This window comes from Rhizobium sp. BK538, assembly GCF_014197575.1.
GTDB lineage: Bacteria > Pseudomonadota > Alphaproteobacteria > Rhizobiales > Rhizobiaceae > Rhizobium.
The window spans coordinates 114,282-136,083 of record NZ_JACIFT010000013.1; the positions used below are offsets into that span (position 1 = coordinate 114,282).

The 21,802-nt window shown below is 61.1% G+C and carries 19 protein-coding genes, 1 pseudogene and 1 riboswitch; of the genes and pseudogenes, 14 read left to right on the forward strand and 6 right to left on the reverse strand.

All coding sequences use genetic code 11. From position 1 onward, the window contains the following. Positions 1-157: 157 nt before the first annotated feature. Both FHX09_RS17595 and FHX09_RS17600 read right to left on the reverse strand, forming a co-directional pair. A complete protein-coding gene (locus tag FHX09_RS17595; RefSeq protein ID WP_132592840.1) occupies positions 158-970 on the reverse strand; it encodes a methyltransferase domain-containing protein in 813 nt (270 codons plus the stop codon). An 87-nt stretch (positions 971-1,057) separates the two neighbouring features. After that, positions 1,058-1,219, reverse strand: a complete 162-nt coding sequence (locus FHX09_RS17600; protein ID WP_007788387.1) for a hypothetical protein — start codon at positions 1,217-1,219, stop codon at positions 1,058-1,060. 72 nt (positions 1,220-1,291) lie between these two features. Between FHX09_RS17600 and FHX09_RS17605 the strand changes: the two genes are divergently transcribed. Continuing rightward, positions 1,292-2,233, forward strand: a complete 942-nt coding sequence (locus tag FHX09_RS17605) for a LysR family transcriptional regulator (protein ID WP_183721624.1) — start codon at positions 1,292-1,294, stop codon at positions 2,231-2,233. A 93-nt stretch (positions 2,234-2,326) separates the two neighbouring features. Then, entirely contained in the window at positions 2,327-2,482 is a 156-nt protein-coding gene (locus tag FHX09_RS29970) for an entericidin A/B family lipoprotein (RefSeq protein ID WP_007788385.1), read from the forward strand. A gap of 7 nt (positions 2,483-2,489) precedes the next feature. Here the strand turns inward: FHX09_RS29970 and FHX09_RS17610 are convergent, their stop codons facing one another. Both FHX09_RS17610 and FHX09_RS17615 read right to left on the reverse strand, forming a co-directional pair. Beyond that, positions 2,490-2,837 carry a hypothetical protein gene (locus tag FHX09_RS17610; protein WP_132592842.1) on the reverse strand — a complete coding sequence of 116 codons (348 nt, stop codon included), beginning with the start codon at positions 2,835-2,837 and terminating at the stop codon, positions 2,490-2,492. Between the two features lie 147 nt (positions 2,838-2,984). Further along, complete coding sequence (locus FHX09_RS17615) at positions 2,985-3,983, reverse strand: glycine betaine ABC transporter substrate-binding protein (RefSeq protein ID WP_007788383.1); 999 nt, start codon at positions 3,981-3,983, stop codon at positions 2,985-2,987. Between the two features lie 567 nt (positions 3,984-4,550). Between FHX09_RS17615 and FHX09_RS17620 the strand changes: the two genes are divergently transcribed. Then, complete coding sequence (locus tag FHX09_RS17620) at positions 4,551-6,005, forward strand: cobyric acid synthase (protein ID WP_132592844.1); 1,455 nt, start codon at positions 4,551-4,553, stop codon at positions 6,003-6,005. Here the strand turns inward: FHX09_RS17620 and FHX09_RS17625 are convergent. Next, positions 6,002-7,792, reverse strand: coding sequence for a chloride channel protein (locus tag FHX09_RS17625; RefSeq protein WP_184450467.1), 1,791 nt, complete (start codon positions 7,790-7,792; stop codon positions 6,002-6,004). The genes FHX09_RS17620 and FHX09_RS17625 overlap by 4 nt on opposite strands. A 247-nt stretch (positions 7,793-8,039) precedes the next feature. After that, positions 8,040-8,436, forward strand: a riboswitch (cobalamin riboswitch). A 128-nt stretch (positions 8,437-8,564) separates the two neighbouring features. Here FHX09_RS17625 and cobU point away from each other — a divergent pair. The 5 genes and pseudogenes from cobU to FHX09_RS17650 form a co-directional block, all read left to right on the forward strand. Further along, a complete protein-coding gene (gene cobU / locus FHX09_RS17630) occupies positions 8,565-9,089 on the forward strand; it encodes a bifunctional adenosylcobinamide kinase/adenosylcobinamide-phosphate guanylyltransferase (RefSeq protein WP_007788380.1) in 525 nt (174 codons plus the stop codon). 5 nt (positions 9,090-9,094) lie between these two features. After that, entirely contained in the window at positions 9,095-10,144 is a 1,050-nt protein-coding gene (gene cobW, locus FHX09_RS17635; protein WP_184450468.1) for a cobalamin biosynthesis protein CobW, read from the forward strand. 9 nt (positions 10,145-10,153) lie between these two features. Continuing rightward, the gene (gene cobN, locus FHX09_RS17640; RefSeq protein WP_184450470.1) at positions 10,154-13,921 is read left to right on the forward strand and encodes a cobaltochelatase subunit CobN; all 3,768 of its coding nucleotides are present in this window, start codon (positions 10,154-10,156) and stop codon (positions 13,919-13,921) included. 1 nt (position 13,922) lies between these two features. Further along, a complete protein-coding gene (gene cobO, locus FHX09_RS17645; RefSeq protein WP_007788375.1) occupies positions 13,923-14,555 on the forward strand; it encodes a cob(I)yrinic acid a,c-diamide adenosyltransferase in 633 nt (210 codons plus the stop codon). Next, positions 14,552-14,919, forward strand: a pseudogene (locus tag FHX09_RS17650) (EamA family transporter); the annotation flags it as partial. The gene cobO and the pseudogene FHX09_RS17650, both read left to right, overlap by 4 nt. A 164-nt stretch (positions 14,920-15,083) precedes the next feature. Here the strand turns inward: FHX09_RS17650 and FHX09_RS17655 are convergent. Continuing rightward, positions 15,084-15,869: a TSUP family transporter gene (locus tag FHX09_RS17655; RefSeq protein ID WP_132592850.1), complete on the reverse strand. Its 786-nt coding sequence runs from the start codon at positions 15,867-15,869 to the stop codon at positions 15,084-15,086. A gap of 99 nt (positions 15,870-15,968) precedes the next feature. Here FHX09_RS17655 and FHX09_RS17660 point away from each other — a divergent pair, with 99 nt between their 5' ends. The 6 genes from FHX09_RS17660 (at position 15,969) to cbiB (ending at position 21,686) form a co-directional block, all read left to right on the forward strand. Next, complete coding sequence (locus FHX09_RS17660; RefSeq protein ID WP_184450472.1) at positions 15,969-16,388, forward strand: cobalamin biosynthesis protein; 420 nt, start codon at positions 15,969-15,971, stop codon at positions 16,386-16,388. A gap of 74 nt (positions 16,389-16,462) precedes the next feature. Then, positions 16,463-17,413 (forward strand): nucleoside hydrolase, encoded by a 951-nt coding sequence (locus FHX09_RS17665; RefSeq protein ID WP_132592854.1) that lies wholly within the window; start codon positions 16,463-16,465, stop codon positions 17,411-17,413. A 151-nt stretch (positions 17,414-17,564) separates the two neighbouring features. Then, positions 17,565-18,407 carry a uroporphyrinogen-III C-methyltransferase gene (gene cobA / locus FHX09_RS17670; RefSeq protein WP_183721659.1) on the forward strand — a complete coding sequence of 281 codons (843 nt, stop codon included), beginning with the start codon at positions 17,565-17,567 and terminating at the stop codon, positions 18,405-18,407. Further along, positions 18,404-19,711, forward strand: coding sequence for a cobyrinate a,c-diamide synthase (locus FHX09_RS17675; protein ID WP_007788364.1), 1,308 nt, complete (start codon positions 18,404-18,406; stop codon positions 19,709-19,711). Before cobA ends, FHX09_RS17675 begins: the two co-directional genes overlap by 4 nt. Then, positions 19,708-20,709 carry a threonine-phosphate decarboxylase CobD gene (gene cobD / locus FHX09_RS17680; RefSeq protein ID WP_132592858.1) on the forward strand — a complete coding sequence of 334 codons (1,002 nt, stop codon included), beginning with the start codon at positions 19,708-19,710 and terminating at the stop codon, positions 20,707-20,709. Before FHX09_RS17675 ends, cobD begins: the two co-directional genes overlap by 4 nt. Continuing rightward, complete coding sequence (gene cbiB, locus FHX09_RS17685; RefSeq protein WP_132592860.1) at positions 20,706-21,686, forward strand: adenosylcobinamide-phosphate synthase CbiB; 981 nt, start codon at positions 20,706-20,708, stop codon at positions 21,684-21,686. Before cobD ends, cbiB begins: the two co-directional genes overlap by 4 nt. The last annotated feature ends 116 nt before the right edge of the window (positions 21,687-21,802 follow it).

Sequence of the window (21,802 nt, forward strand, 5' to 3'; positions counted from 1 at the left end):
GCAACGACAAAGGGTGCGTTGCATAGAAGGAACGTCGCTCCACACAGGATGTTCCGACAGTGTTGCGTCGTCACGTGGGCCGCTTCCTGGCGGCGCAATCGAACCCTGCCGATAGCCACGGTGGCTGCGGTACCACGGAAACGGGGCGCCGAGCAGCTTAGGTCTGGCGTGGGGCCTCGGCGGTGAACACAAACGCGGACATCCGGCCCTCGATCGGTCCCTTGCCGAAAACCTGTTCAAGTGTATCGGCCACGCGGGCAACGACATCGATTTTCGACTGGCGGGCTTCGATTTCCATGCGGAGCGGGCTACCCCGGCAGAAGGCGGTCGCCACGTCACTTGCCGAGGATGCACGGGCAGTCTTGTCGACCTTCGTGAAAGTCGCCGACTGGAAGCCGGCCCGCTCGAGCTCCGACAGGATCGCCTCGGCATCAAAGTAGCCGTGCGGTGTCCGCCGGAAGAAATCCGGCGGATCGTCTGGAAACAGCGCATCCGTCGCAGCCTTGACGGCCTTTGCGAAGGCGTTGTTCTCCACGGAGTCCCAGGTGTTGAAGAGGAATGTCCCCTTCGGCTTCAGTACCCGGAGGATTTCGCGGTAGGCGCGGTGCTTGTCGGGAAAGAACATGACGCCGAACTGGCTTGTGACGGCGTCAAAGATCTGAGCGGGGAAGGGCAGGCTCAAGGCGTCGGCCTGTTGCCATGCGACATGCCCTCCGGAATGTCTCAATGCGGCGACATCCAACATGGCTTGGTTCAAATCGGTGGCGATGATTTCGGCGTGCGGAAGCACCGACGATAGCGCACGCGTCAGAGCGCCAGACCCCGCCGCGACTTCGAGAACGCGGTGCGGATGAAGCGGCGCCAGGCGCTGCGCCAGATCGGCCGCATAAGGGTCAAACAGGATCGGTACCAGGTACCGGTCATACGCTGCAGGGATATCACCTTGGAAACACGCGTCATTCATCGCCATGGTCATTACGCTCCGTAGCCGCGCCGCGGAGCGTATATATTAGAGCCTTTGACCGCGTCTTTGAAGCCGCTGCTGGGGTCTCGCGTCTCAGCGAGGCTCGGTCATGCCAAGAGCTTGCAGGTCGAGATCATCGGCGAGATGTCTCGGCAGCCGTGCCAACTGATCTCGTGTGCGATTGCGCGTCTGGCGGGAGATCTGGCGTGATCTGAATGCGTAAAAGATGTCAAAGATAGCGTTGAGAGTGTTCATCGCGGCCTCCTTTCATCAGTACTCGCCGCTACGAAGGAAGGATATTGTCGGGTTGACTTTCAATCAAACAAAATGATATGGAATTCAAATTCAGAAAAATTGAAAGATGTGACGATGAGCATTCCCTTTCGCCGTCCCATTCCCTTGCTTGATAACGACGTGCTGCGCACCTTCGTTGCCATAGCAGAGACCGGCAATTTTTCCACTGCCGCGGAAGCCGTCTACCGGACACCGTCGGCGGTCTCCATGCAGATCAAGAAGCTGGAGGAGCAACTCGGCGCTACGCTTTTCCTGCGGGATGCGCGGTCCGTCAGCCTGACCCAGCATGGTGAGGTGCTGCTGTCTTATGCGCGCAACATTCTCGCTTTGTCCAACGAGGCGGTTTCGCGGTTCATCATGCCCGAACTAAGCGGCGTGGTGCGGCTCGGTGCGCCGGAGGATATCGGGGAACGACTGCTGCCGCGTATCCTGAAAAGCTTCGCTGAGAGTTTCCCGAGCATTATGGTCGACGTTACCATCGACATGAGCATCGGCCTCAAGAAGCGCATTGAAGAGCAACGCCTGGACCTGGCGCTGATCAATTGCGCGACGCGTCCACTGCCGACTGACGGCGAGATCGTATTTCGCGAGCGGCTGGTGTGGGCTGGCGCCAAGTGCGGTACGGCGCATCGCCGCGATCCGCTGCCGATCTCGATCTGGGAAGATGGCTGCATCTGGCGCTCGGAGGCACTGTCGCAACTTGAGCGCATGAAGCGCGGTTATCGTGTCGCTTTTCTCAGCGGCCACACGATGGCGCAACGGGCAGCTGTGGTTTCCGACCTGGCAATCGCGCCGCTGCCGCGTTCCTATGTCACCGATGAGATGGCGATCCTCGGACTGCAGGAAGGATTGCCCGAGCTTGGTTCCTTCGACATCAGGCTGCTCACCGCATCGCAGATGAACAGCCCGATGCGGGCTGTGGCCGAAAGTATCCGCTTTGCCTTTGCCGAAAAAGCAAAAGCCGTTGCTGCTTGACAACTAAGCGGGGACCTCTTTTCTTCCTCCGGGGTTTAACGCGCGTGGCGGGAGTCGCCCGCGCCCGGACGATTGAGAAGGAAGGATTTCATAATGACGACAATGGCTAAGATCGGCTCCGCCCTCGCAATACTGCTCGTGCTTTCTTCGTGTGGAAACACGATTCGCGGCATCGGTCGCGACACGGCAAATGCCGTAAACGCGACTCAGGATGCAGGTCGTTCGGTCGGTCGCGCGGCCACGAGGTAATACGGCGTCAGATCGCTGCCGGCGGGTAGGCCTTTTCCAGCCCGCCGGAACGCGAAAGCCCGGTCCGGAAAGCTGCATAGACGGGATGCTGGCTTGATTTCGCGGCCTCCATGAGGCGTATCTGCAGGCGAACGGGTGCTGCCTCGCCAATCCATTTCCCAAGGTGATCGAGTTTCAATGTGTTCAGGAACGATGCGCTCGCGGCGTTGTCCAGGTGGCGGTGGAGGCCATCGATGAGGTTCTCATCCTGTGCCGCGTTTTCCATCAGCAGGACAATGTAGGCTTTCTCCTGTTCACCGAAGCTCGCAAACTTTGAGGCGATCGTGTCTCGGTCTGGAAATGGAGCAGGTGTCATCTCTATTCTCCTGGTCTGGGCAAACGCGACTTTGCACGATTCGGGCACAAGCAGTCGCTGCTTATAGGAAAACCACAACGCCACAGGGAAGACGTTCTCGTCGCGCGTTCACTCTCATGCGCGGATCTATCGTCCGGCGGGCTCGCCTTAAAGCCCGGCCTTGACCTTCTGGGCGACATCGGCAGGAACCCATTTGGTCCACAGGGCGGCATAGTTCTGGAGGAAATAGATCGTGGCCTCCTCGTTGCTCTTGTGGTTCTCATCCTGCCAGGCAAGCACTTCGTTGATCGTCGTGTTGTCCCATGAGCGGACCTTGAGATAATCCATCGCCGACCCGGCCCGATCGGCGAAGCCCTTGGTCACGATCGTGTAGGCCCTGGAGACTGGGTAGGAGTTCACCTGCGGTCGAGCGCAGCCAGGGACCGATGTGCAGCTGTCCCATTCTGCCTTGTTATGACCGACGCCGAAGCTGAGGAGAGTCATGTCGTATTTGCCGAGGATGGCTGTCGGGGCCCAATAGTAGCCAAGCCAACCGGTCTTTTTCTGGAATGCGGCTGCGATGGAATCATCAAGTTCCTGCGGGCTGCTGGTTTCGACAAGCTGAAACCCGTTCTTGTCGGCTCCCAGCGCGCGGAACAGATTTGACGTCGATATCTGGCAACTCCAGCCGACGGGACAACTATAGACCGCGCCCTGCGATGAATTGCCCGGTGCCGGGAAAAGTTCGGGATGCTTGAGTGCGTCCTCTACGCTGCGGATCTCCGGATTGGCATCGGCGATGAATTTCGGTATCCACCAGCCCTCGACGGCGCCCTCCGAGAGGATTTCGGCCGCCTGGATCAACTTGCCCTCCTTGACTGCGCTATCGAGTTCGGTGCGCACTGAATTGATCCAGAACTCGGACGCGATATCCGGCTCACCTTTTCCGTTCATCGAGAGGAAAGTCGGCATCGTGTCACCCGGGACGATCTTGACCGAGCAGCCGTAACCCTTCTCGAGAATGAACTTATCGAAGTTGGCGGCAATACCGGCCGAGGCCCATTTCATTTCAGCGATGGCGACGTTGCCGCATTCGGCAGCCTGCGCGGTAGCGGCGGCTGCACAAACTCCTGCGGCGAGCAGGATTGACGTGCAGAGAAATCTCATCTTGCGTTCCCATTCTTGCTGCAGCGGCCACAACCTAGGCGTTCCACACCTCGCGGAGGTCCTCGTGCTGTTGTCCGGGCTTTTGCGGTGGCGCTCGTCTTGGCGCCTTGGAAGGCAGCCTACGCGTTCGGTTGCGGAAATCAATTGTCTTCTGTGCTTGAGGCGTGAAGTCTAAACATCTGATTTAATATCGTTAATGCTAGTCTCACCAAAAGATTACCGCGAGCGTTCAGAGATTGTGTTGGTAGACTTGGCAGCGGCGCCTCGATCGAGAAGAAAAGTCAGAAAATGCCAAAATTCATCTTTGCTTAAGGGCTTGCTAACCCTCCGGTAATAATGTGGCGCTATCTGTTGTTGCGTAGCGGGGGACACCGCTGCTTCTCCGGATCAGGTAGTGCGTCCCGGGGAACGTGAGCTTCGCCGTGTGTGGGCGAATGCGCCAGCGTATTTCGGCAGGCCGCGCAACCTTCAACGGTTGACGCGGCCTTCGCATTTTCGGCGCCTGCGATTGACCGCAACCTTGACGTCGTTGTAGGCCGAGGCGAATTTCTCCGGAGTTCTGCGACAATGACCAAGGCCATCATGCTCCAGGGTACCGGCTCCGACGTCGGCAAGACCGTTCTTGTTGCGGGGCTTTGCCGGCTTGCTGCCAATCGCGGCCTTTCGGTCCGTCCCTTCAAGCCCCAGAACATGTCAAACAATGCCGCTGTCGCTGATGACGGTGGTGAGATCGGCCGTGCGCAATGGCTGCAGTCGCTCGCTGCGCGGGTACCGTCCTCCGTGCACATGAATCCTGTGTTGCTCAAGCCGCAATCCGAATACGGCAGCCAGATCATCGTCCACGGCAAGGTCTGGGGGCAGGCCAAAGGGCGGGACTATCAAAAACTCAAGCCCGCACTCCTCGACTACGTGATGCAGAGCTTTTCCGAAGTTTCGATCAGAGCAGATCTTGTCATTGTGGAAGGCGCCGGCTCGCCTGCCGAAATCAATCTCAGGGCCGGCGATATCGCCAATATGGGATTTGCGGCACGCGCCGGCGTGCCCGTCGTCCTGGTGGGCGATATCGATCGGGGCGGCGTGATCGCTTCGCTGGTCGGCACGCATACGATCCTATCCGGGGAAGACCGGGCAATGATATCCGGCTACATCATCAACAAGTTCCGCGGCGACGTTTCGCTGTTCGATGCAGGGATCGATGCTGTACGGGATCATACCGGGTGGCCATGCTTCGGTGTGGTGCCGTGGCTCAAATACGCTTCGCAATTGCCGGCCGAGGACTCGGTGGCGCTGGAGCGCCTGGCACGAGGCGGTACGGCTGCGCTGAGGATTGCCGTACCGGTGTTTTCCCGCATCGCGAATTTCGACGATCTGGATCCGCTGGCTGCGGAGCCGGATGTCGAGTTGGTTTTTGTCCGCCCCGGCGAGCGGCTGCCGTCGGACGCCCGTCTGGTCATCCTGCCCGGTTCGAAGTCGACGATATCGGATCTGGCGGATATGCGCACGCAAGGTTGGGATGCCGATCTCCTGGCCCATGTGAAACGGGGTGGCCGGGTCATCGGCATTTGCGGCGGCTATCAGATGCTCGGACGTAAGGTCCGCGACCCCTTGGGCATCGAGGGAGATGCGGTGGAGACTACCGGTCTCGGCCTACTGGATGTCGAGACGATGATGGCACCGGAAAAGACGGTGCGGAACAGCGTCGCCGTGACGGTGGAAGACGGCGCGCCGCTTGCAGGCTATCAGATCCACCTCGGCATCACCGTCGGAGAGGATTGCGGCCGGCCGTTCGCGATCATCGATGGAAAGCCGGACGGTGCAGTATCCGCAGACGGCCGGATTGCCGGCACATATCTGCACGGGCTCTTCACGAGTGACATTTATCGTTCCCATTTGCTGCGGAGTCTCGGTCTTTCGGGCGAAGCGAACGATTACCGTGCGGGTGTCGAAAAGGCCCTTGACGACATTGCGGCCGAGTTGGAAGCCTGTCTTGACCGGCGCTGGCTCGACAAGCTCTTCGGCTAGATCTCGCCAGATATTTCGCGGCGGCGGCGATCTAGTTCTTCGCTATAGCGGCGGAGCGTATAGGCCTCGCTCAGTTGCCCGACAACCTTGCGCTCAATCAGATTGTTGACGACGGCCAGCGCTTCGCTTTCGGTCTTGTCGAAGATGGCGGCTGCCTGCTTGGCGTTCATCTGCGGCTGCAGGAAATCGTTCTTGTAGCGGATGAATTCGCTGAGATCCTTGCCGGTGTCGTCGGTGTCGGTCAGGTTCGCGTAAATATCGGGAACGAGCACCAGGCCGCTATATTTGCCCGTGTCGTCCACCAGGACGACGCGCTGCGCCGAACCAATGGGGAAGCGCTCCTTGAACTCGTCGATCGAGAGCGTGGCGTTGGCGGTCTTCACATCGGCGCGCATCAGCCGGCCGACCGTCAGGTTGCGAATCCAGCCGACATCGTGGGCGCTGCGAATGCTCTCGCCGCGCAGGTGGAAGCGCCATGTTGCGAAGGAGTAGCCGAAGGTGCTGCGCACGACGAGTGAGGACGTGATGACGGCCGCAAGGACAAGCGCGGTGATTGGAAAGTCGCCGGTGATCTCCAGCGCCAGGAACGTCATCGTCAGGGGGCCGCCAATAACGGCGACTGCGAGCGAACTCATGCCGACGACCGCGTAGATGACGGGTGTCAGCGTCGCGTGGGCGAAATAGGGTGCGGAATAGGCAAATAGCTTGCCGAGCAACGCCCCCATGAACAGCGACGCGAAGAAGAGGCCGCCTCTGAAACCCGAGCCGATCGAGATCGCGGAGGCGAAGGCTTTGAGGAGAAGCAACCCAATGAGGACCGGAATAGCGACATCGCGCCCGAGATTGAGGTGCAGCGCTCCGTGTCCCGCTGACAGGACCTGCGGCGTGATAAGGGCCAGCAGACCGACGACGATGCCGCCAAGGGCGGGGCGCAGCGGCGTTGCGATGGAACTCCGGCGCGCCAGTTCCTCGATCGAGGCGACGCCCTGCATGATGAGAATGCCAACGCCCGCGCAGACGGCACCGAGTAGCAGAGCCGGGACATAGTCCGCCGGCATGACCGAGCCGAATTCGCCAACATCGATCAGGAAATCGCTGCCGGCCAGCAGCCGCGCAAACTGGGTCGCGACCAGTGCGGAAACGACAACGGGCGTCAGCGAGACGATGGTGTATGTGCCAATGATGAGCTCGAAGGCATAGAAGGCGCCGGTCAGCGGCGCATTGAAGGCCGCGGCAATCGCACCGGCCGCGCCGCATCCGACGAGAACGCGCAGGTCCGACCGGCGAAGCTGCAACTTTAGGCCAAGCTTCGAGGCCAGACCGGCCGCCAACTGTGTGTAGCCGGCTTCCAGGCCCACCGAAGCGCCGAATCCGTTCGAAATAAGGTTCTGGACGGCCACCAGAATGCTGTCGGTGAGCGATAGCCGACCGCCATGCAGAGCGTTTGCCTCGATCGGGTCCACCATCGGCTTCTTACGGGTCTTGGCGAGGATGAACAGCAAAAGACCGAGCAGGATGCCGCCGCAAACCGGTGCCGTCAGTAGCAGGAACTTGTTATCGATCTGCGAGGAGCTCAGCCTCTCGACGTCGCTGATTCCGAAGATCAGCCTGTGCATTGCACGGGAGGCCAGGCTCATGCCTGTCACAGCCAGCCCGGAGATCACCCCGACGATCGCGCCGGCGATAACCATCCCCATTTCGCTCCGCCGCAGCAGAGCGCGCATCCGCCCGATATCGAGGAGGGTGTGAAACGGGCCGAAGCGGCGGATATCGACTTTCAGGAGCATGGCAGAGAAACTAGGCGGGCGCTGGTGCGGTCAAGTGCGGTGAGGGGAAGGGCAATCAGTGGCGCGACCCGCTTGCGATGCAATTGCGGCAAAAGACCGGCGCTGGCAACAATTATTTGTGACGTAAGCCACTGATAAAAGACGATAAATATGGTAGAGAAGGTCGTCTTGACCGCGGCCCGAGGCATGCAATGTCGTTGTCGTGAGTGATGGCTCACGATTGACTTCGCCAGTAGCCTTGCCTAACGATGACTTCATAACGGATGGTTCCGGACCGGTTGAATCGGTACGGATGAAAAGGGAATGTGAAGCGGTGGACCCAATCCGGGCACCGTCATCATAGCCGACCCCGCGACTGTAGAGCGGTCAGGGTTTTCCGTCCGGCGTTGGTTCCCCGTGGTTGACGGTCTGCAATAGTGCAGGCGGGCGGCGCGGAAGCGGCGACGGAAAAGTCACTGGCAGTGCATCATGATCAACCGGGGCTGGACGCCTCTTACGTCTACGAATCGTCCGCCTTTTCATGAAATGCAGCCGGGAAGGCGAGGAAGATCCGCTAGCACGATCTGGGCGACCGGTTTCCGGTCTGCCCCGATCGCGGCTAAAATCCGCGAGCCAGGAGACCTGCCAATCGTGCCGGGCGAACAGCCCATTCCTGGGTGATGCCCGCTGCCAGCACGGAGGTTGTCATGGCTGAAAGAGAGATTTTCCGGCTGCGTTTTGCAGCCGCTCCGGCTTCTCGCGGAAGACTTCCGCAGATCGGACAGTACTTTCCATGAGCCCGATATCATCCGGCGCGACCTTCGTCTTGGGCGGTGCGCGCTCTGGAAAATCACGTTTTGCCGAGCAGTTGGTCGTTTCGACCGGTCTGGAGCGCCATTATGTGGCAACGGGCCGGGCTTGGGACGACGAGATGCGCGTCCGGATCGACAAGCACAAAGCCGATCGTGGCCATCTGTGGCATACCCAGGAAGAACCGCTCGATCTTGTCGGATGCCTGCGGGCGATCGACGGCGAGGGGCGGGCGATCCTTGTCGATTGCCTGACGCTTTGGGTCACCAATCTGATGATGGAGCAGCGCGACATTGGGGCAGAGTTCGCCTCGCTTGCCGCGTACGTGCCTACGGCGCGTGCGCGCCTCGTCATCGTTTCCAATGAGGTCGGTCTGGGCATCGTTCCGGAAAACCGCATGGCGCGGGAATTCCGGGATCATGCCGGCCGCTTGCATCAAATGATCGCGGCTGAAGCCGCGGATGTGTATTTTATCGCGGCAGGTCTGCCGCTGAAGATGAAGGGTTGAATTTCATGAACCAGCAGAAAATCCCGGCGACCGTGATCACCGGCTTTCTCGGCGCCGGCAAGACGACGATGATCCGCAATCTGCTTTCCAATACAAACGGCAAGAAGATCGCGCTGATTATCAACGAGTTCGGCGATCTCGGCGTCGACGGCGAGGTGCTCAGGGGCTGCGGCGCCGAAAACTGCACCGAGGACGATATCATCGAGCTCACCAATGGCTGCATCTGCTGCACGGTTGCCGACGACTTCATTCCGACGATGACGAAGCTTTTGGAACGCGAACAGCGCCCCGACCACATCGTCATCGAAACCTCCGGCCTCGCGCTGCCCCAGCCGCTCGTTGCCGCCTTCAACTGGCCCGACATCCGCACGCAGGTCACCGTCGATGGCGTGGTCACCGTCGTCGATAGCGCCGCCGTTGCCGCCGGGCGCTTTGCCGACGATCACGATGCCGTCGAGGCCCGCCGCGTGGAGGACGAGTCGCTCGACCACGAAAGCCCGATCGAGGAGCTTTTCGAGGATCAACTGACCTGCGCCGATCTGATCGTGCTCAACAAGACCGATCTTCTCGATGCGGCAGGCCTCGGTCGCGTGCGCGACGAGGTCGCTTCCCGTGTTGCCCGCAAGCCTGTCATGATCGAGGCACGCAATGGCGAGGTTCCGGCGAGCGTGCTGCTCGGGCTCGGCGTCGGTACCGAAGACGATGTAGTCAACCGCAAGTCCCATCATGAACTCGAGCACCAGGACGGCGTAACGCACGACCACGACGAGTTCGACAGCTTTGTCGTGGAACTCGGCCCCGTTGCCGATCCTGCCGCCTTCGTGGGCGCGTTGAAGTCGATCATCGGCCAGCATGACGTGCTGCGCCTCAAGGGATTCGTCGATGTTCCTGGCAAGCCGATGCGCCTGCAAGTCCAGGCGGTTGGAACCCGCGTCGACCACTATTTCGATCGCGCCTGGGCGCCCGGCGAAGCGCGCGGTACCCGCCTGGTCGTCATCGGCCTGCACGAGATGGACGAAGCGGCGGTGCGCAAGGCGATAGAAGCGCTGGCATAAGGCAGACCAATGCATTTGCTCCTGGCACAGCAGGGAACGATAAGTGACGGCGAGGAGGCGATCGATCTCGGTCAGTCTCCCGGTGATGTCCTCTTTTTGTCGGCGGCCGACACCGAGCTTGCTGCAGTGGCGGCCGCGTATGACGAAGCGGCCGCTGGCTTCGGGCTGCGGCTGGCAAGCCTGATGAGCTTGAAGCATCCGATGTCGGTCGACGCCTATATCAAGCGGACGGCCCGGCATGCGAAGCTGATCGTCGTCAGGGCGTTGGGTGGCGCAAGCTATTTCCACTATGCACTCGAGGCGCTTCATGCGGCGGCAGCGCGCCATGGCGCGCTTATCGCCGTACTGCCGGGAGATTCGAAGCCGGACGCGGGTTTGACGCCGTTTTCGAATGTTCCGCTTGAAGACTTAAATGCCCTCTGGGCCTATCTCATCGAAGGTGGCGACGCCAATTCACGTGCGTTTCTCGCTTATGCCGGCGCGGTGCTATCAGGCGCTGAAAAGCCCGAAGCGGCATCGCCGCTGATGAAGGCCGGGATCTGGTGGCCGGGCAAGGGCGTCGTCGGTGTCGAGGAGTGGAAAGCGGCATGCGATGGGCGGCTTCGATTCCTGCAAGGGCCGTCGCATTCGCCTGTCGTTGCAGTCAGCTTTTATCGGGCGCTCGTGCAGAGCGGCGAGACCAGGCCTGTCGAAGCCTTGATCGATACGCTGCTGGCCGAAGGCATCCGGCCGCTGCCGGTGTTTGCCTATAGTCTCAAGGACCCCGTCTCGAAGGGCATTCTCGAAAGTGTCTTTGACCTCATCAAACCCGAAGTGGTGATCAACACGACTGGCTTTGCCGTATCTGCGCCGGGCGCGGATCGTGAACCGACCGTGTTGGAAGCCAACGACGCGGTCGTGCTTCAGGCGATCTTTTCGGCGTCGTCGCGTCAGGCCTGGGCCACCTCCTCGCAGGGCCTCACCGCGCGCGATCTTGGAATGAATGTTGCGCTGCCTGAAGTGGACGGACGGGTGCTTGCCCGCGCGGTCTCCTTCAAATCCGCGGCTCGCTACGATGCGAGGGTCGAGGCCAACATTGTCGGCAGCGAGCCCGATATCGAGCGGATGCACTATACGGCCCGGCTTGCTGCCAGCTGGGCGACGCTGCGCACGACATCTGCCGGCGACCGGCGCATTGCGCTTGTCATGGCCAACTATCCAAACCGCGATGGCAGACTCGGCAATGGCGTCGGGCTGGACACGCCTGCCGGCACCGTCGAGGCGCTGAAGGCGATGCGTGCCGCCGGTTATCGAGTGGCGGATGTGCCGGATGATGGCGAAGCGCTGATCCGGCGGCTTATGGAAGGCCCGACAAATTCCGGCACGGATGGGAAGCTTGTCCGCGAAGTGCTTTCCTTGAGTCGTTACAAAGCTTTCTTCGCAAGTCTTCCCAAAACGATTCAGGATGAAATCGGTGCGCGCTGGGGTGCGCCCGAGACCGATCCCTATGTGCTGAACGGCGCTTTTGCGCTGCCGTTCATGCGGCTTGGGGAGGTGCTGGTCGGCATCCAGCCGGCGCGGGGCTACAACATCGATCCGAAGGAAAGCTATCATTCGCCGGATCTTGTGCCGCCGCACGGCTATCTTGCCTTCTACGCTTTCCTTCGCCACGAGTTCGGCGCGCACGCCGTCATCCACATGGGCAAGCACGGCAATCTCGAGTGGCTGCCGGGCAAGGCGCTGGCGCTCTCCGAGGAATGCTATCCGGAAGCCATCCTCGGCCCGATGCCGCATCTCTATCCCTTCATCGTCAATGATCCCGGCGAGGGAACTCAGGCGAAGCGTCGCGCTGGCGCCGTGATCATCGACCATCTGACACCGCCGCTGACACGTGCCGAGAGCTACGGGCCGCTGAAGGATCTGGAGGCGCTGGTCGACGAATACTACGAGGCGTCAGGTGGCGATCCGCGCCGCATTCGGCTTCTCGGCAACCAGATTCTCGACCTCGTGGCGGACATAGGTCTCGACCGCGATGCCGGTATCAACAAAGGCGAGAGCGAAACCGAAGCGCTGAAGAAGCTCGATGCCTATCTCTGCGACCTCAAGGAGATGCAGATTCGCGATGGCCTGCATGTGTTCGGCGTCTCGCCTCAGGGCCGATTGCTGACCGATTTGACGGTGTCATTGGCTCGGGTCCCGCGGGGCCTCGGCCAGGACGGCGACCGCAGCCTCCAGCGGGCGATTGCCGCAGATATCGGCCTGGATTTCGACCCTCTCGACTGCGACATGGCCGAGCCTTGGGCCGGGCCGCTTCCGGATAGTCTTGCTGATACCACAGACGCGATCTGGCGAACGAACGGCGATACTGTCGAGCGGATCGAACTGCTTGCGGCAAGGCTGGTCGCAGGCGAGTTCGCTTGCCCGGAGGATTGGGGGGCCACACGCGCCGTGCTTGCGGAGATCGAAATGCGGCTCAAGCCCGCCATTTTGGCCTGCGGGGCTGCCGAGATCGAAGGTCTGCTCCGGGGGCTCGACGGCCGTTTCGTGGCGCCCGGGCCGTCGGGTGCGCCGACGCGAGGACGCCCGGATGTACTGCCGACTGGGCGAAACTTTTACTCGCTCGACAGCCGCGCGGTTCCGACGCCGGCCGCTTACGAGCTAGGGAGGAAGTCCGCCGAATTGCTGATCCGCCGCTATGTGCAGGATCACGGCGAATGGCCGGTGTCCTTCGGCCTGACCGCCTGGGGCACTTCGAACATGCGCACCGGCGGCGATGATATTGCACAGGCTCTGGCCCTGATCGGCGTGAAGCCGGTCTGGGACATGACCTCGCGGCGCGTCACCGGCTACGAAGTCATTCCGCCGGCGCTGCTGCGCCGCCCGCGTGTCGACGTGACGTTGCGCATTTCCGGCTTTTTCCGAGATGCCTTTCCCGAACAGATCGCGCTGTTCGACAAGGCCATCCGTGCGGTCGGCGCGCTCGACGAGGATGCGGTGGACAATCCGATTGCCGAGCGCATGCGCGGCGAGGCGGCGCGGCTCGAGGCTGCCGGTCTGGACGCGACGCAAGCGGGTCGTCGCGCCGGCTATCGTATCTTCGGCTCAAAGCCGGGGGCCTACGGCGCCGGCTTACAGGCATTGATCGATGAAAAGGGATGGGAGCGTCGCGCCGATCTGGCCGAAGCCTATCTCGTGTGGGGTAGCTATGCTTACGGTGCCGGCGAAGAGGGCCGGGCGGAGCGTGGCGTCTTCGAAGAGCGCCTGCGCTCGATCCAGGCTGTCGTCCAGAACCAGGACAATCGCGAGCACGACCTTCTGGACAGCGACGACTACTACCAGTTCGAGGGCGGGATGGCGGCTGCAGCCGAAATGCTGGCGGGCGATCGGCCATCGATCTACCACAACGATCATTCGAGGCCGGAAAAGCCGGTCATCCGATCGTTGGAAGAGGAGATCGGGCGTGTTGTGCGTGGCCGCGTGGTTAATCCGAAGTGGATCGATGGCGTTATTCGCCATGGCTACAAAGGAGCCTTTGAGATCGCTGCGACTGTCGATTATCTTTTCGCCTTTGCCGCGACGACGGGAGCGGTGGCCAATCATCATTTCGAAGCCGTCTATCAGGCCTTCGTGGTCGATCCGAAGGTGCGCGATTTCATGGTCGAGAAAAACCCTGCCGCCTTCGACGACATGAAGGAGCGACTGCTCGAGGCCATCGATCGGCACCTTTGGACGCCGCGAAGCAATTCGGCGCGGTTCGATCTTTCAGACACATTCAAGCTTGCATCCGGGGAAAATTGAGATGACTGCCGAAACCACTGAGCCGACTGGCCACGACGACGCACGCCACGCCGAGAAGATGGCGAAGAAGAAAGCCGCCCGCGACAAGATCATGGCCTCAAAGACCGATGAGAAGGGTCTCATCATCGTCCATACCGGGAAAGGCAAGGGCAAGTCCTCCTCGGCGTTCGGAATGATCTTCCGCCATATCGCGCATGGAAAGCCCTCCGCTGTCGTGCAGTTCATCAAGGGCGCGATGTGGACCGGCGAGCGCGACCTGATCGAGAAGCACTTCTCCGACATCTGCCAGTTCCATACCATGGGCGAGGGCTTCACCTGGGAGACCCAGGATCGCGCTCGCGACGTGGCTGCCGCCGGTGCCGCCTGGGAGAAGGCGAAGGAGCTGATCCGCGACGAGCGCAACTCGATGGTGCTGCTCGACGAGATCAATATCGCGTTGCGCTACGACTACCTCGATATCAACGAGGTGGTGGAGTTCCTGAAGAACGAGAAGCCGTATATGACTCATGTCGTCCTGACCGGGCGCAACGCCAAGGACGAGCTGATCGAGATCGCCGATCTCGTTACCGAGATGGAGCTGATCAAGCATCCGTTCCGCTCGGGCATCAAGGGGCAGCCGGGCGTGGAGTTCTGATTTTCTGGGCGGTGCTTTCGGCGACCTTTGCAGCGTTGACTGCGATCTTCGCCAAGATCGGCGTCGCTGGCATCAGTTCCGATCTCGCCAGCCTGATCCGCACCGTGGTCATCGTTGTCATCATCAGGGCCATTGTCGCCGCAATCGGACAATGGCAGCCTTTCTCCAGCATTTCAGGCAAGACATGGCTGTTCCTCTGCCTTTCGGGGGCGGTGACCGGAGCCTCGTGGCTTGCCTATTTCCGCGCATTGAAGATTGGTGACGCCGCTCGCGTCGCCCCGATCGACAAGCTTTCGATTGTTCTCGTCGCGGTTTTCGTGTCGTCTTTCTCGGTGAGAAGCTCAACCTCATGAACTGGCTCGGCTGCGGGTCGCGTCCGTCTTGTTCCAGATTGCGATGTAGCGTTCGGCATCGATGGTTGCATTGGTCATCGATCATCTCCTGTTGGCGCCCGGTCTATCCAGGCATCGCGATCATGGAGAGGCGACGCGGCTCCCTCAATTACGTGGGAGGTAATCGAGGAAAATGTCAGATCTCCAGCCAGAGTCGGATCGGATTGGCAGGATCGGAGAGAAGCTTGATCGTGAAGGCGACGCAGACGAGGACGAGCAGCGGCTTGATCAAACGGGCGCCAGTCCGCATCGCAAGCCGCGAGCCGAGCTGCGCCCCCAGGAACTGGCAGACGCCCATCATTAGGCCGATTTTCCAAAGGATTGCACCGAAGGAAACGAAGATGATGAGGGCGCCTACATTCGAGCCGAAATTCAAGAGCTTGGTGTGCGCCGTTGCCTTCAGCATACCGAAACCGGCAAGAGACACGAAGGACAGCATGAAGAAGGAGCCGGTGCCGGGACCAAAGACACCGTCGTAAAATCCTATGGCCGGCACCAGCGTCAGGCCGAAGACGAAAGGCGTCATGCGGCGATGTTTGTCGACGTCGTTCAGATTTGGCTTCAACGCAAAATATAGCGCGATTGCCACCAGAAGGACCGGCATGATCGCCCGCAGTACGTCACCAGGCACGATCGTCGCCAATGCGGCGCCGAGAGCGCCGCCGAGGACCGCCATCAGCGCCATCGGTAGCTGCGTGCGCAGATGAACATGCCCCTTTCGGGCATAGGCGATCGTCGCGGAGGCTGCGCCGAATACCGACTGCACCTTGTTGGTGCCGAGTGTTTGGAGCGGTGGAATACCCGCGATCAGCATTGCCGGGACCGTGATCAGGCCTCCGCCGCCGGCTATGGAATCGACAAATCCAGCGAGGAAGCCGGCTGCGGCCAGCATGAAGAGCAGATTGGGGGCAAGATCGGACAAGGAGGGAAGCTCTGGAATGTGGTACGCGGCGCATGTTGCATTTCCCGCCCCATGCTGCAATGGCTTGAGGGACACAAGGGGCAGGTTTCATTGTCGCACATGACTGGAATTGGATTCGATAAAACGCGCCGGTACGTGATCGGCCTCGGCTGCGAGCGCGGGACGCCGGAGCGTGAGGTTCAGGAGCTTGCCATTGCGGCGTTGGCGGCGGCGGGCATCGACGCTGGCACGCTGGCGGCCGTCGCATCGATCGATACGCGGAGCAATGAATCCGCGATCCTTGGAGTAGCGCGCCACCTTGGCGTACCGCTCTTGTTCTTCGCTGCCGCGCGGCTCGAGGAAGAGACGTCGCGGCTGAAAAATCCTTCGGTGATCGTCTTCGCTCGGGTGGGGTGTCACGGCGTCGCCGAATCGGCCGCGTTGGCCGCGATTGGAACGCATGCGGAGCTCGTTGTCCCGAAGATCAAGTCGCGACGCGCCACTGCAGCGATTGCGTGTGCCCTGTTGCAGAAAGATTAGCGGACGCTATGGTGGCCGCCGACTTCGCGGCGCCGTCCGGCTGCCCTGCGACAATAACGAAAAGAGGCACACTCATGCACAAGGTCATTTATGACACGGATCCGGGCGTCGATGATGCAATGGCGCTGCTTTTCCTGCACCGTCATCCCGAAATCGATCTGATTGGAATCACGACTGTCTTCGGCAACGCATCGGTGGAGACGACGACGCGCAACGCGCTGTTCCTGAAGCGCGAATGGGATATTTCTGCTCCCGTCGCCAAGGGGGCGAGCGTGACGATCGATCCGGAGCGTAGGGAGGGGGCGTGGCCGACCGTCGTGCATGGCGAGAACGGCCTCGGCAACATCGAGGTGCCCGAAACGGTCGGTCTGCCGCTCGATCCGCGTCCTGCGCACCGCTTCATCATCGATACCGTCCGCGCCAATCCGGGCGAGGTTCGGCTGGTTGCCGTCGGTCGCATGACCAACCTGGCGATGGCGCTCAAGGAGGATCCGGAGATTGCCGGTCTCGTCAAGGACGTCGTCATCATGGGTGGCAACTTCTATGTTCCGGGCAACGTGTCGCCGGTCGCGGAAGCCAACATCCATGGCGATCCGGAAGCGGCCGACATCGTCCTCACCGCGCCTTGTAAGGTTTCCATCATTGGCCTCGACGTGACTGCGATCACGACGATGAGCCGCAGCTACCTCGCCGAGGTTGCGGCCAGGGGCGACAGCGCCGTAAAGCTGCTGAATGATCTTTCGCAGGACTATATCGATTTCTACAAGCACGCCGTCGAGGACGGCATGATGGTTCACGACAGCTGCGCTTGCGTCTACGTCGTCGCACCCGAGCTGTTCTCGACCATCCGCGGTCCGGTGCGCGTGGTTTGCGGCGGGATTGCCGATGGACAGACGATCGTGAAACCGGACGGCCGCCGGTTCCCGCCAGGCAATTGGGATGGCCTGCCGAGCCAGATCGTCTGCACCGGCATCGACTCCGAAAAGGTGATCGATCTCATACGCGATACACTTCTGCGCGCGTGAGAACTTGTGCCCGGTCGCGCCACGGCCGAGCGCGGATCTTTGTTGCGTCCGTGGGCCAGCAGAGGGGTTGGAGAGGGTGTGCCTTTCACTTCTTTCTCGTGGCCCGATCAGCGGCGTTGACCTTGCCACCGGCGGAGCATAGATCATGCCAATGATCGAAGCTGCGTTTTCACATCTGCCGGCTCTTGAGCCGGGCAGCGTCTGGCTTGTTGGTGCAGGTCCGGGCGAGCCCGGATTGCTGACGCTCCTTGCAGCCAAGGGTCTGGCAGAGGCGGACGTGGTGGTTCACGATGCGCTGGTGAACGCCGACTGCCTGAAGCTCGCGCGGCCCGATGCCCTGCTGGAATATGCCGGAAAGCGTGGTGGCAAGCCGTCCGCCAAGCAGCGGGACATTTCGTTGCGGCTTGTCGAACTCGCTCGTGCCGGAAAGCGCGTCCTGCGTCTCAAGGGCGGCGATCCTTTTGTCTTCGGACGTGGCGGCGAGGAAGCGTTGACGCTGGTCGAGCACAATGTTCCGTTTCGCATCGTTCCGGGCATCACCGCCGGCATCGGCGGATTGGCCTATGCCGGCATTCCGGTCACGCACCGGGATGTCAACCATGCGGTGACATTCCTCACGGGGCATGACGCTTCGGGCATCGTGCCGAATGCCATCAATTGGGAAGCCATTGGCAAAGCCTCGCCTGTAATCGTCATGTATATGGCGATGAAACATATCGCGCAGATCAGCAGGAATCTCATCGCTGCTGGGCGGTCCCCGGAAGAACCGGTCGCCTTCGTCTGCAACGCATCGACGGGCGATCAGCAGGTACTTGAAACGACACTTGGCGAGGCGCCTGCAGCTGTTGCGGCGTCGGGGCTCGAGCCACCGGCGATCGTCGTGGTCGGGGAGGTGGTGCTGCTCAGGCAGTCGCTCGATTGGCTGGGTGCGCTCGCAGGACGCAGGTTGCGCCCTGACCCGTTCCGGGACTCGAACAGTAGGGAGACGGCATGAGCGGTTTGTTGATTGCAGCCCCTTCCTCCGGATCGGGCAAGACGACGGTTACGCTGGGACTTCTGCGCGCGCTTCGCAAGCGCGGTATAGCGATCGCCCCCGGAAAGGCAGGCCCCGACTATATCGACCCTGCCTTTCATTCGGCGGCAAGCGGCGTTGCCTGTCTCAACTTCGATCCTTGGGCGATGCGCCCGGAATTGATCTCCGCCAATGCGACCCTGCATCGCTCCGGTGACCGCATCCTCGTCATCGAGGCAATGATGGGGCTTTTCGACGGTGCGACAGACGGGAAGGGAACCGCAGCGGACCTTGCCGCCATGCTAGGTCTTTCCGTGGTGCTCGTCGTCGACGCCTCGCATATGTCGCAGTCGGTGGCGGCACTGGTGACAGGATTCGCGGGCTTCCGGGCCGATGTACGCATCGCCGGCGTGATCCTCAACAAGGTTGGCGGCGAACGCCATGAGATGATGCTTCGCAAGGCGCTCGAAGCGATCCGCATGCCGATCGTCGCCGTCGTTCGCCGTGACAATGACATTGCTCTTCCCGAAAGGCATCTCGGTCTTGTCCAAGCCGGAGAGCATCAGACGCTCGAGAGTTTCATTGAACATGCGGCTGATGCCGTATCAAAAGAATGCAATTTCGAATTCCTGTTACGTATTGCTCGCCAGGGGCTCAACCGTCCGTCTCCCGCGAACATTGCCCGGTTGCCGCCGCTCGGCACCAGGATCGCCGTGGCCCGCGACATCGCCTTTGCTTTTTCCTACGAGCACATGCTTCTCGGTTGGCGTCGGCGCGGTGCGGAAATCACCTTTTTCTCACCGCTTGCCGATGAGGCCCCGGATCCGACGGCGGACTCGATCTATCTTCCGGGCGGCTATCCTGAACTGCATCCGGGGCGGATCGCCGCTGCGCGCAATTTCAGGGCAAAGCTTATCGATGCGGCAGGCAAGGGCGTGCGAATCTACGGTGAGTGCGGCGGATACATGGTTCTCGGCGAAGGGCTGGTCGACGGCACCGGCAAGCGTCACGAGATGCTCGGCCTGTTGCCTGTCGTCACGAGTTACGAGGAGCGCAAACGTCACCTTGGCTATCGGCGCGTGAAACCGCTGAGCGCTGCCTACTTCGAACAGTCCATGACGGCACACGAGTTTCATTATTCGGCCGTGGTTTCCGAGGGGGCGGCCGATCGCCTCTTTCAGGTGACGGACGCGTTGGGCAACGACCTCGGGCGAGCGGGCCTCCAGCGTGGGCAGATCGCCGGATCGTACATGCACCTGATCGACCTTGCCGAGGGGACAGGATGAACGCCCCGATCATTCACGGAGGCGGCATCACGGCTGCGGCCGCTATCTACGGCGGCGAGTTGGAGCATTGGCTTGATCTTTCGACGGGGATCAATCCGTGCCCGGTTCCGCTGCCCGATGTCCCGGTACGCGCCTGGCACCGTCTGCCTGACAGAGACCTCATCGATCGAGCGCGCGCCGCGGCGCAGAGCTATTATCGCAGCGGCGACATCCTTCCACTTCCTGTTCCCGGCACGCAATCCGCCATCCAGTTATTGCCGCGGCTCTTTGAGGTTGCCGGGCGGGTCGCAATTCTGGCTCCGACTTACGGTGAGTATGAGCGCGCCTTCAAGATGGCAGGTCATTCTGTTGATCTGATCGCCGGCTTGGATGACGTCAGAGCGGATCACGCAATTGTCGTCATCGTCAATCCGAACAACCCCGATGGTCGTGCCTACGCTCCGGAAAGGCTCGTCGCATTCAGCAAAGAGATGAAGGCCAGGGGAGGTGTTGTCGTTGTGGATGAAGCCTTCGGGGATGCAGGCCCTCAACTGAGCCTGGCACCCTTTGCCTCACGGCTGCCGAATGTTCTCATTTTCCGTTCTTTTGGCAAGTTCTTTGGACTGGCAGGGTTGCGCCTGGGGTTTGCCGTGGCTGTGCAGCCGATCATGAAGCGCATCGAAGAGCTGCTTGGGCCATGGGCGGTGTCAGGTCCGGCGCTTTCGATCGCAACAGACCTTTGCGCATCGGATGTCGCCCCGATACAGCGCCGGCTATCGGAAAGGTCCGGCGCGCTGCACACCGTTCTCAGGCAAGGCAGTCTACGCATCGTCGGAGGGACTGATCTCTTTGCCCTTGTCGACCACGAGCAGGCGGCCAAATTGCACCGGCATTTCTGCCAGCATCATATTCTGGTCCGCAAATTCGATTATGAGCCACGCTGGTTGCGTTTCGGTCTCGCCGCCGATGCGGCTGGCGACCAGCGGCTTTCCGATGCACTGCAGAGTTACACATCATGACGCTTGATCATAACCTTCTCGTGCTGGTTCTGGCCCTTTTGCTGGACAGGGTCGTCGGTGATCCCGATGCTCTCTGGATGCGGCTGCAGCATCCGGTCGTGCTGTTTGGAAACGCGATCTCCCGTGTCGACCAGATGTTCAATCGTGATGAGCTCCACAAGCGTGAACGCCGGCGCAACGGCGTCTGGTCGATCGCCGGTCTCTTGATCCTCAGTGCCGTCGCCGGCATTGTGCTGCATTGGTTCTTCTCGCTGTTCGGTCTGGCCGGGATCCTCTTCGAAGTCATTTGCGTTGCCGTCTTCATGGCGCAGAAGAGCCTTGCCGATCATGTGGAGGCCGTTGCCGCAGGACTGAAAACCGGAGGCATCAGTGGTGGCCGGCTGGCGGTTTCGCGAATCGTAGGGCGTGATCCGGAAACACTCGACGAGCCCGCCGTCTGCCGTGCCGCGATCGAGAGCCTGGCCGAGAATTTCTCAGATGGCGTGGTTGCGCCAGCCCTATGGTACGCCGTTTTCGGCTTGCCCGGCCTCTTCGCCTACAAGATGCTGAACACGGCGGATTCAATGATCGGCCACAAGTCCGACAGATATGCCGATTTCGGCTGGGCTGCGGCGCGACTGGATGACTTCGCCAACTGGCCGGCAGCGCGCTTTTCGATTCTGTTGATCGCTGCCGGAGCCTGGTTGCGTCGGGGGCGCACCGCCTTTCAGGAGGCGATGCGCGTTGCGGCCCGCGACGGCGGCCTGCATCGTTCGCCGAATTCCGGGCGGCCAGAGGCGGCGATGGCCGGGGCTCTGAATGTGCAACTCGCCGGGCCGCGCGTGTATTCCGGGGTTGTCGTCATGGAGCCGATGATCAACGGCGGCGGGCGCGATACGGCAACTGTGGTCGATATCGAAGATGGCGTCTCGGTCTTTTATGCCAGCTGCTCGATCCTCGCTGCCACTGCGCTGGTTCTTTTCCTGGTCCTGCTCTAGGCCCGAACGGGAAGCGTTTGGCTAGCGCGCCGTGGTAAACGCGTCGTCATGCTTTGCTGTTTAGGCAACACTGGTCCTGCAAATTGCGTGCCGAGACGGCGGAAAGCATTGGCTTT

Excerpts from the sequence above, each read along its gene's own strand:
- FHX09_RS29970 (WP_007788385.1), top strand. The coding sequence starts at position 2,327 with ATGACGACAATGGCTAAGATCGGCTCCGCCCTCGCAATACTGCTCGTG.
- cobD (WP_132592858.1), top strand. The coding sequence starts at position 19,708 with ATGAACGCCCCGATCATTCACGGAGGCGGCATCACGGCTGCGGCCGCT.
- FHX09_RS17665 (WP_132592854.1), top strand. The coding sequence starts at position 16,463 with ATGCACAAGGTCATTTATGACACGGATCCGGGCGTCGATGATGCAATG.
- FHX09_RS17625 (WP_184450467.1), bottom strand. The coding sequence starts at position 7,792 with ATGCTCCTGAAAGTCGATATCCGCCGCTTCGGCCCGTTTCACACCCTC.
- FHX09_RS17615 (WP_007788383.1), bottom strand. The coding sequence starts at position 3,983 with ATGAGATTTCTCTGCACGTCAATCCTGCTCGCCGCAGGAGTTTGTGCA.
- cbiB (WP_132592860.1), top strand. The coding sequence starts at position 20,706 with ATGACGCTTGATCATAACCTTCTCGTGCTGGTTCTGGCCCTTTTGCTG.
- FHX09_RS17600 (WP_007788387.1), bottom strand. The coding sequence starts at position 1,219 with ATGAACACTCTCAACGCTATCTTTGACATCTTTTACGCATTCAGATCA.
- cobW (WP_184450468.1), top strand. The coding sequence starts at position 9,095 with ATGAACCAGCAGAAAATCCCGGCGACCGTGATCACCGGCTTTCTCGGC.
- cobO (WP_007788375.1), top strand. The coding sequence starts at position 13,923 with ATGACTGCCGAAACCACTGAGCCGACTGGCCACGACGACGCACGCCAC.
- cobN (WP_184450470.1), top strand. The coding sequence starts at position 10,154 with ATGCATTTGCTCCTGGCACAGCAGGGAACGATAAGTGACGGCGAGGAG.
- FHX09_RS17620 (WP_132592844.1), top strand. The coding sequence starts at position 4,551 with ATGACCAAGGCCATCATGCTCCAGGGTACCGGCTCCGACGTCGGCAAG.
- cobA (WP_183721659.1), top strand. The coding sequence starts at position 17,565 with ATGATCGAAGCTGCGTTTTCACATCTGCCGGCTCTTGAGCCGGGCAGC.
- FHX09_RS17610 (WP_132592842.1), bottom strand. The coding sequence starts at position 2,837 with ATGACACCTGCTCCATTTCCAGACCGAGACACGATCGCCTCAAAGTTT.
- FHX09_RS17595 (WP_132592840.1), bottom strand. The coding sequence starts at position 970 with ATGGCGATGAATGACGCGTGTTTCCAAGGTGATATCCCTGCAGCGTAT.
- FHX09_RS17605 (WP_183721624.1), top strand. The coding sequence starts at position 1,292 with ATGATATGGAATTCAAATTCAGAAAAATTGAAAGATGTGACGATGAGC.
- cobU (WP_007788380.1), top strand. The coding sequence starts at position 8,565 with ATGAGCCCGATATCATCCGGCGCGACCTTCGTCTTGGGCGGTGCGCGC.
- FHX09_RS17660 (WP_184450472.1), top strand. The coding sequence starts at position 15,969 with ATGACTGGAATTGGATTCGATAAAACGCGCCGGTACGTGATCGGCCTC.
- FHX09_RS17675 (WP_007788364.1), top strand. The coding sequence starts at position 18,404 with ATGAGCGGTTTGTTGATTGCAGCCCCTTCCTCCGGATCGGGCAAGACG.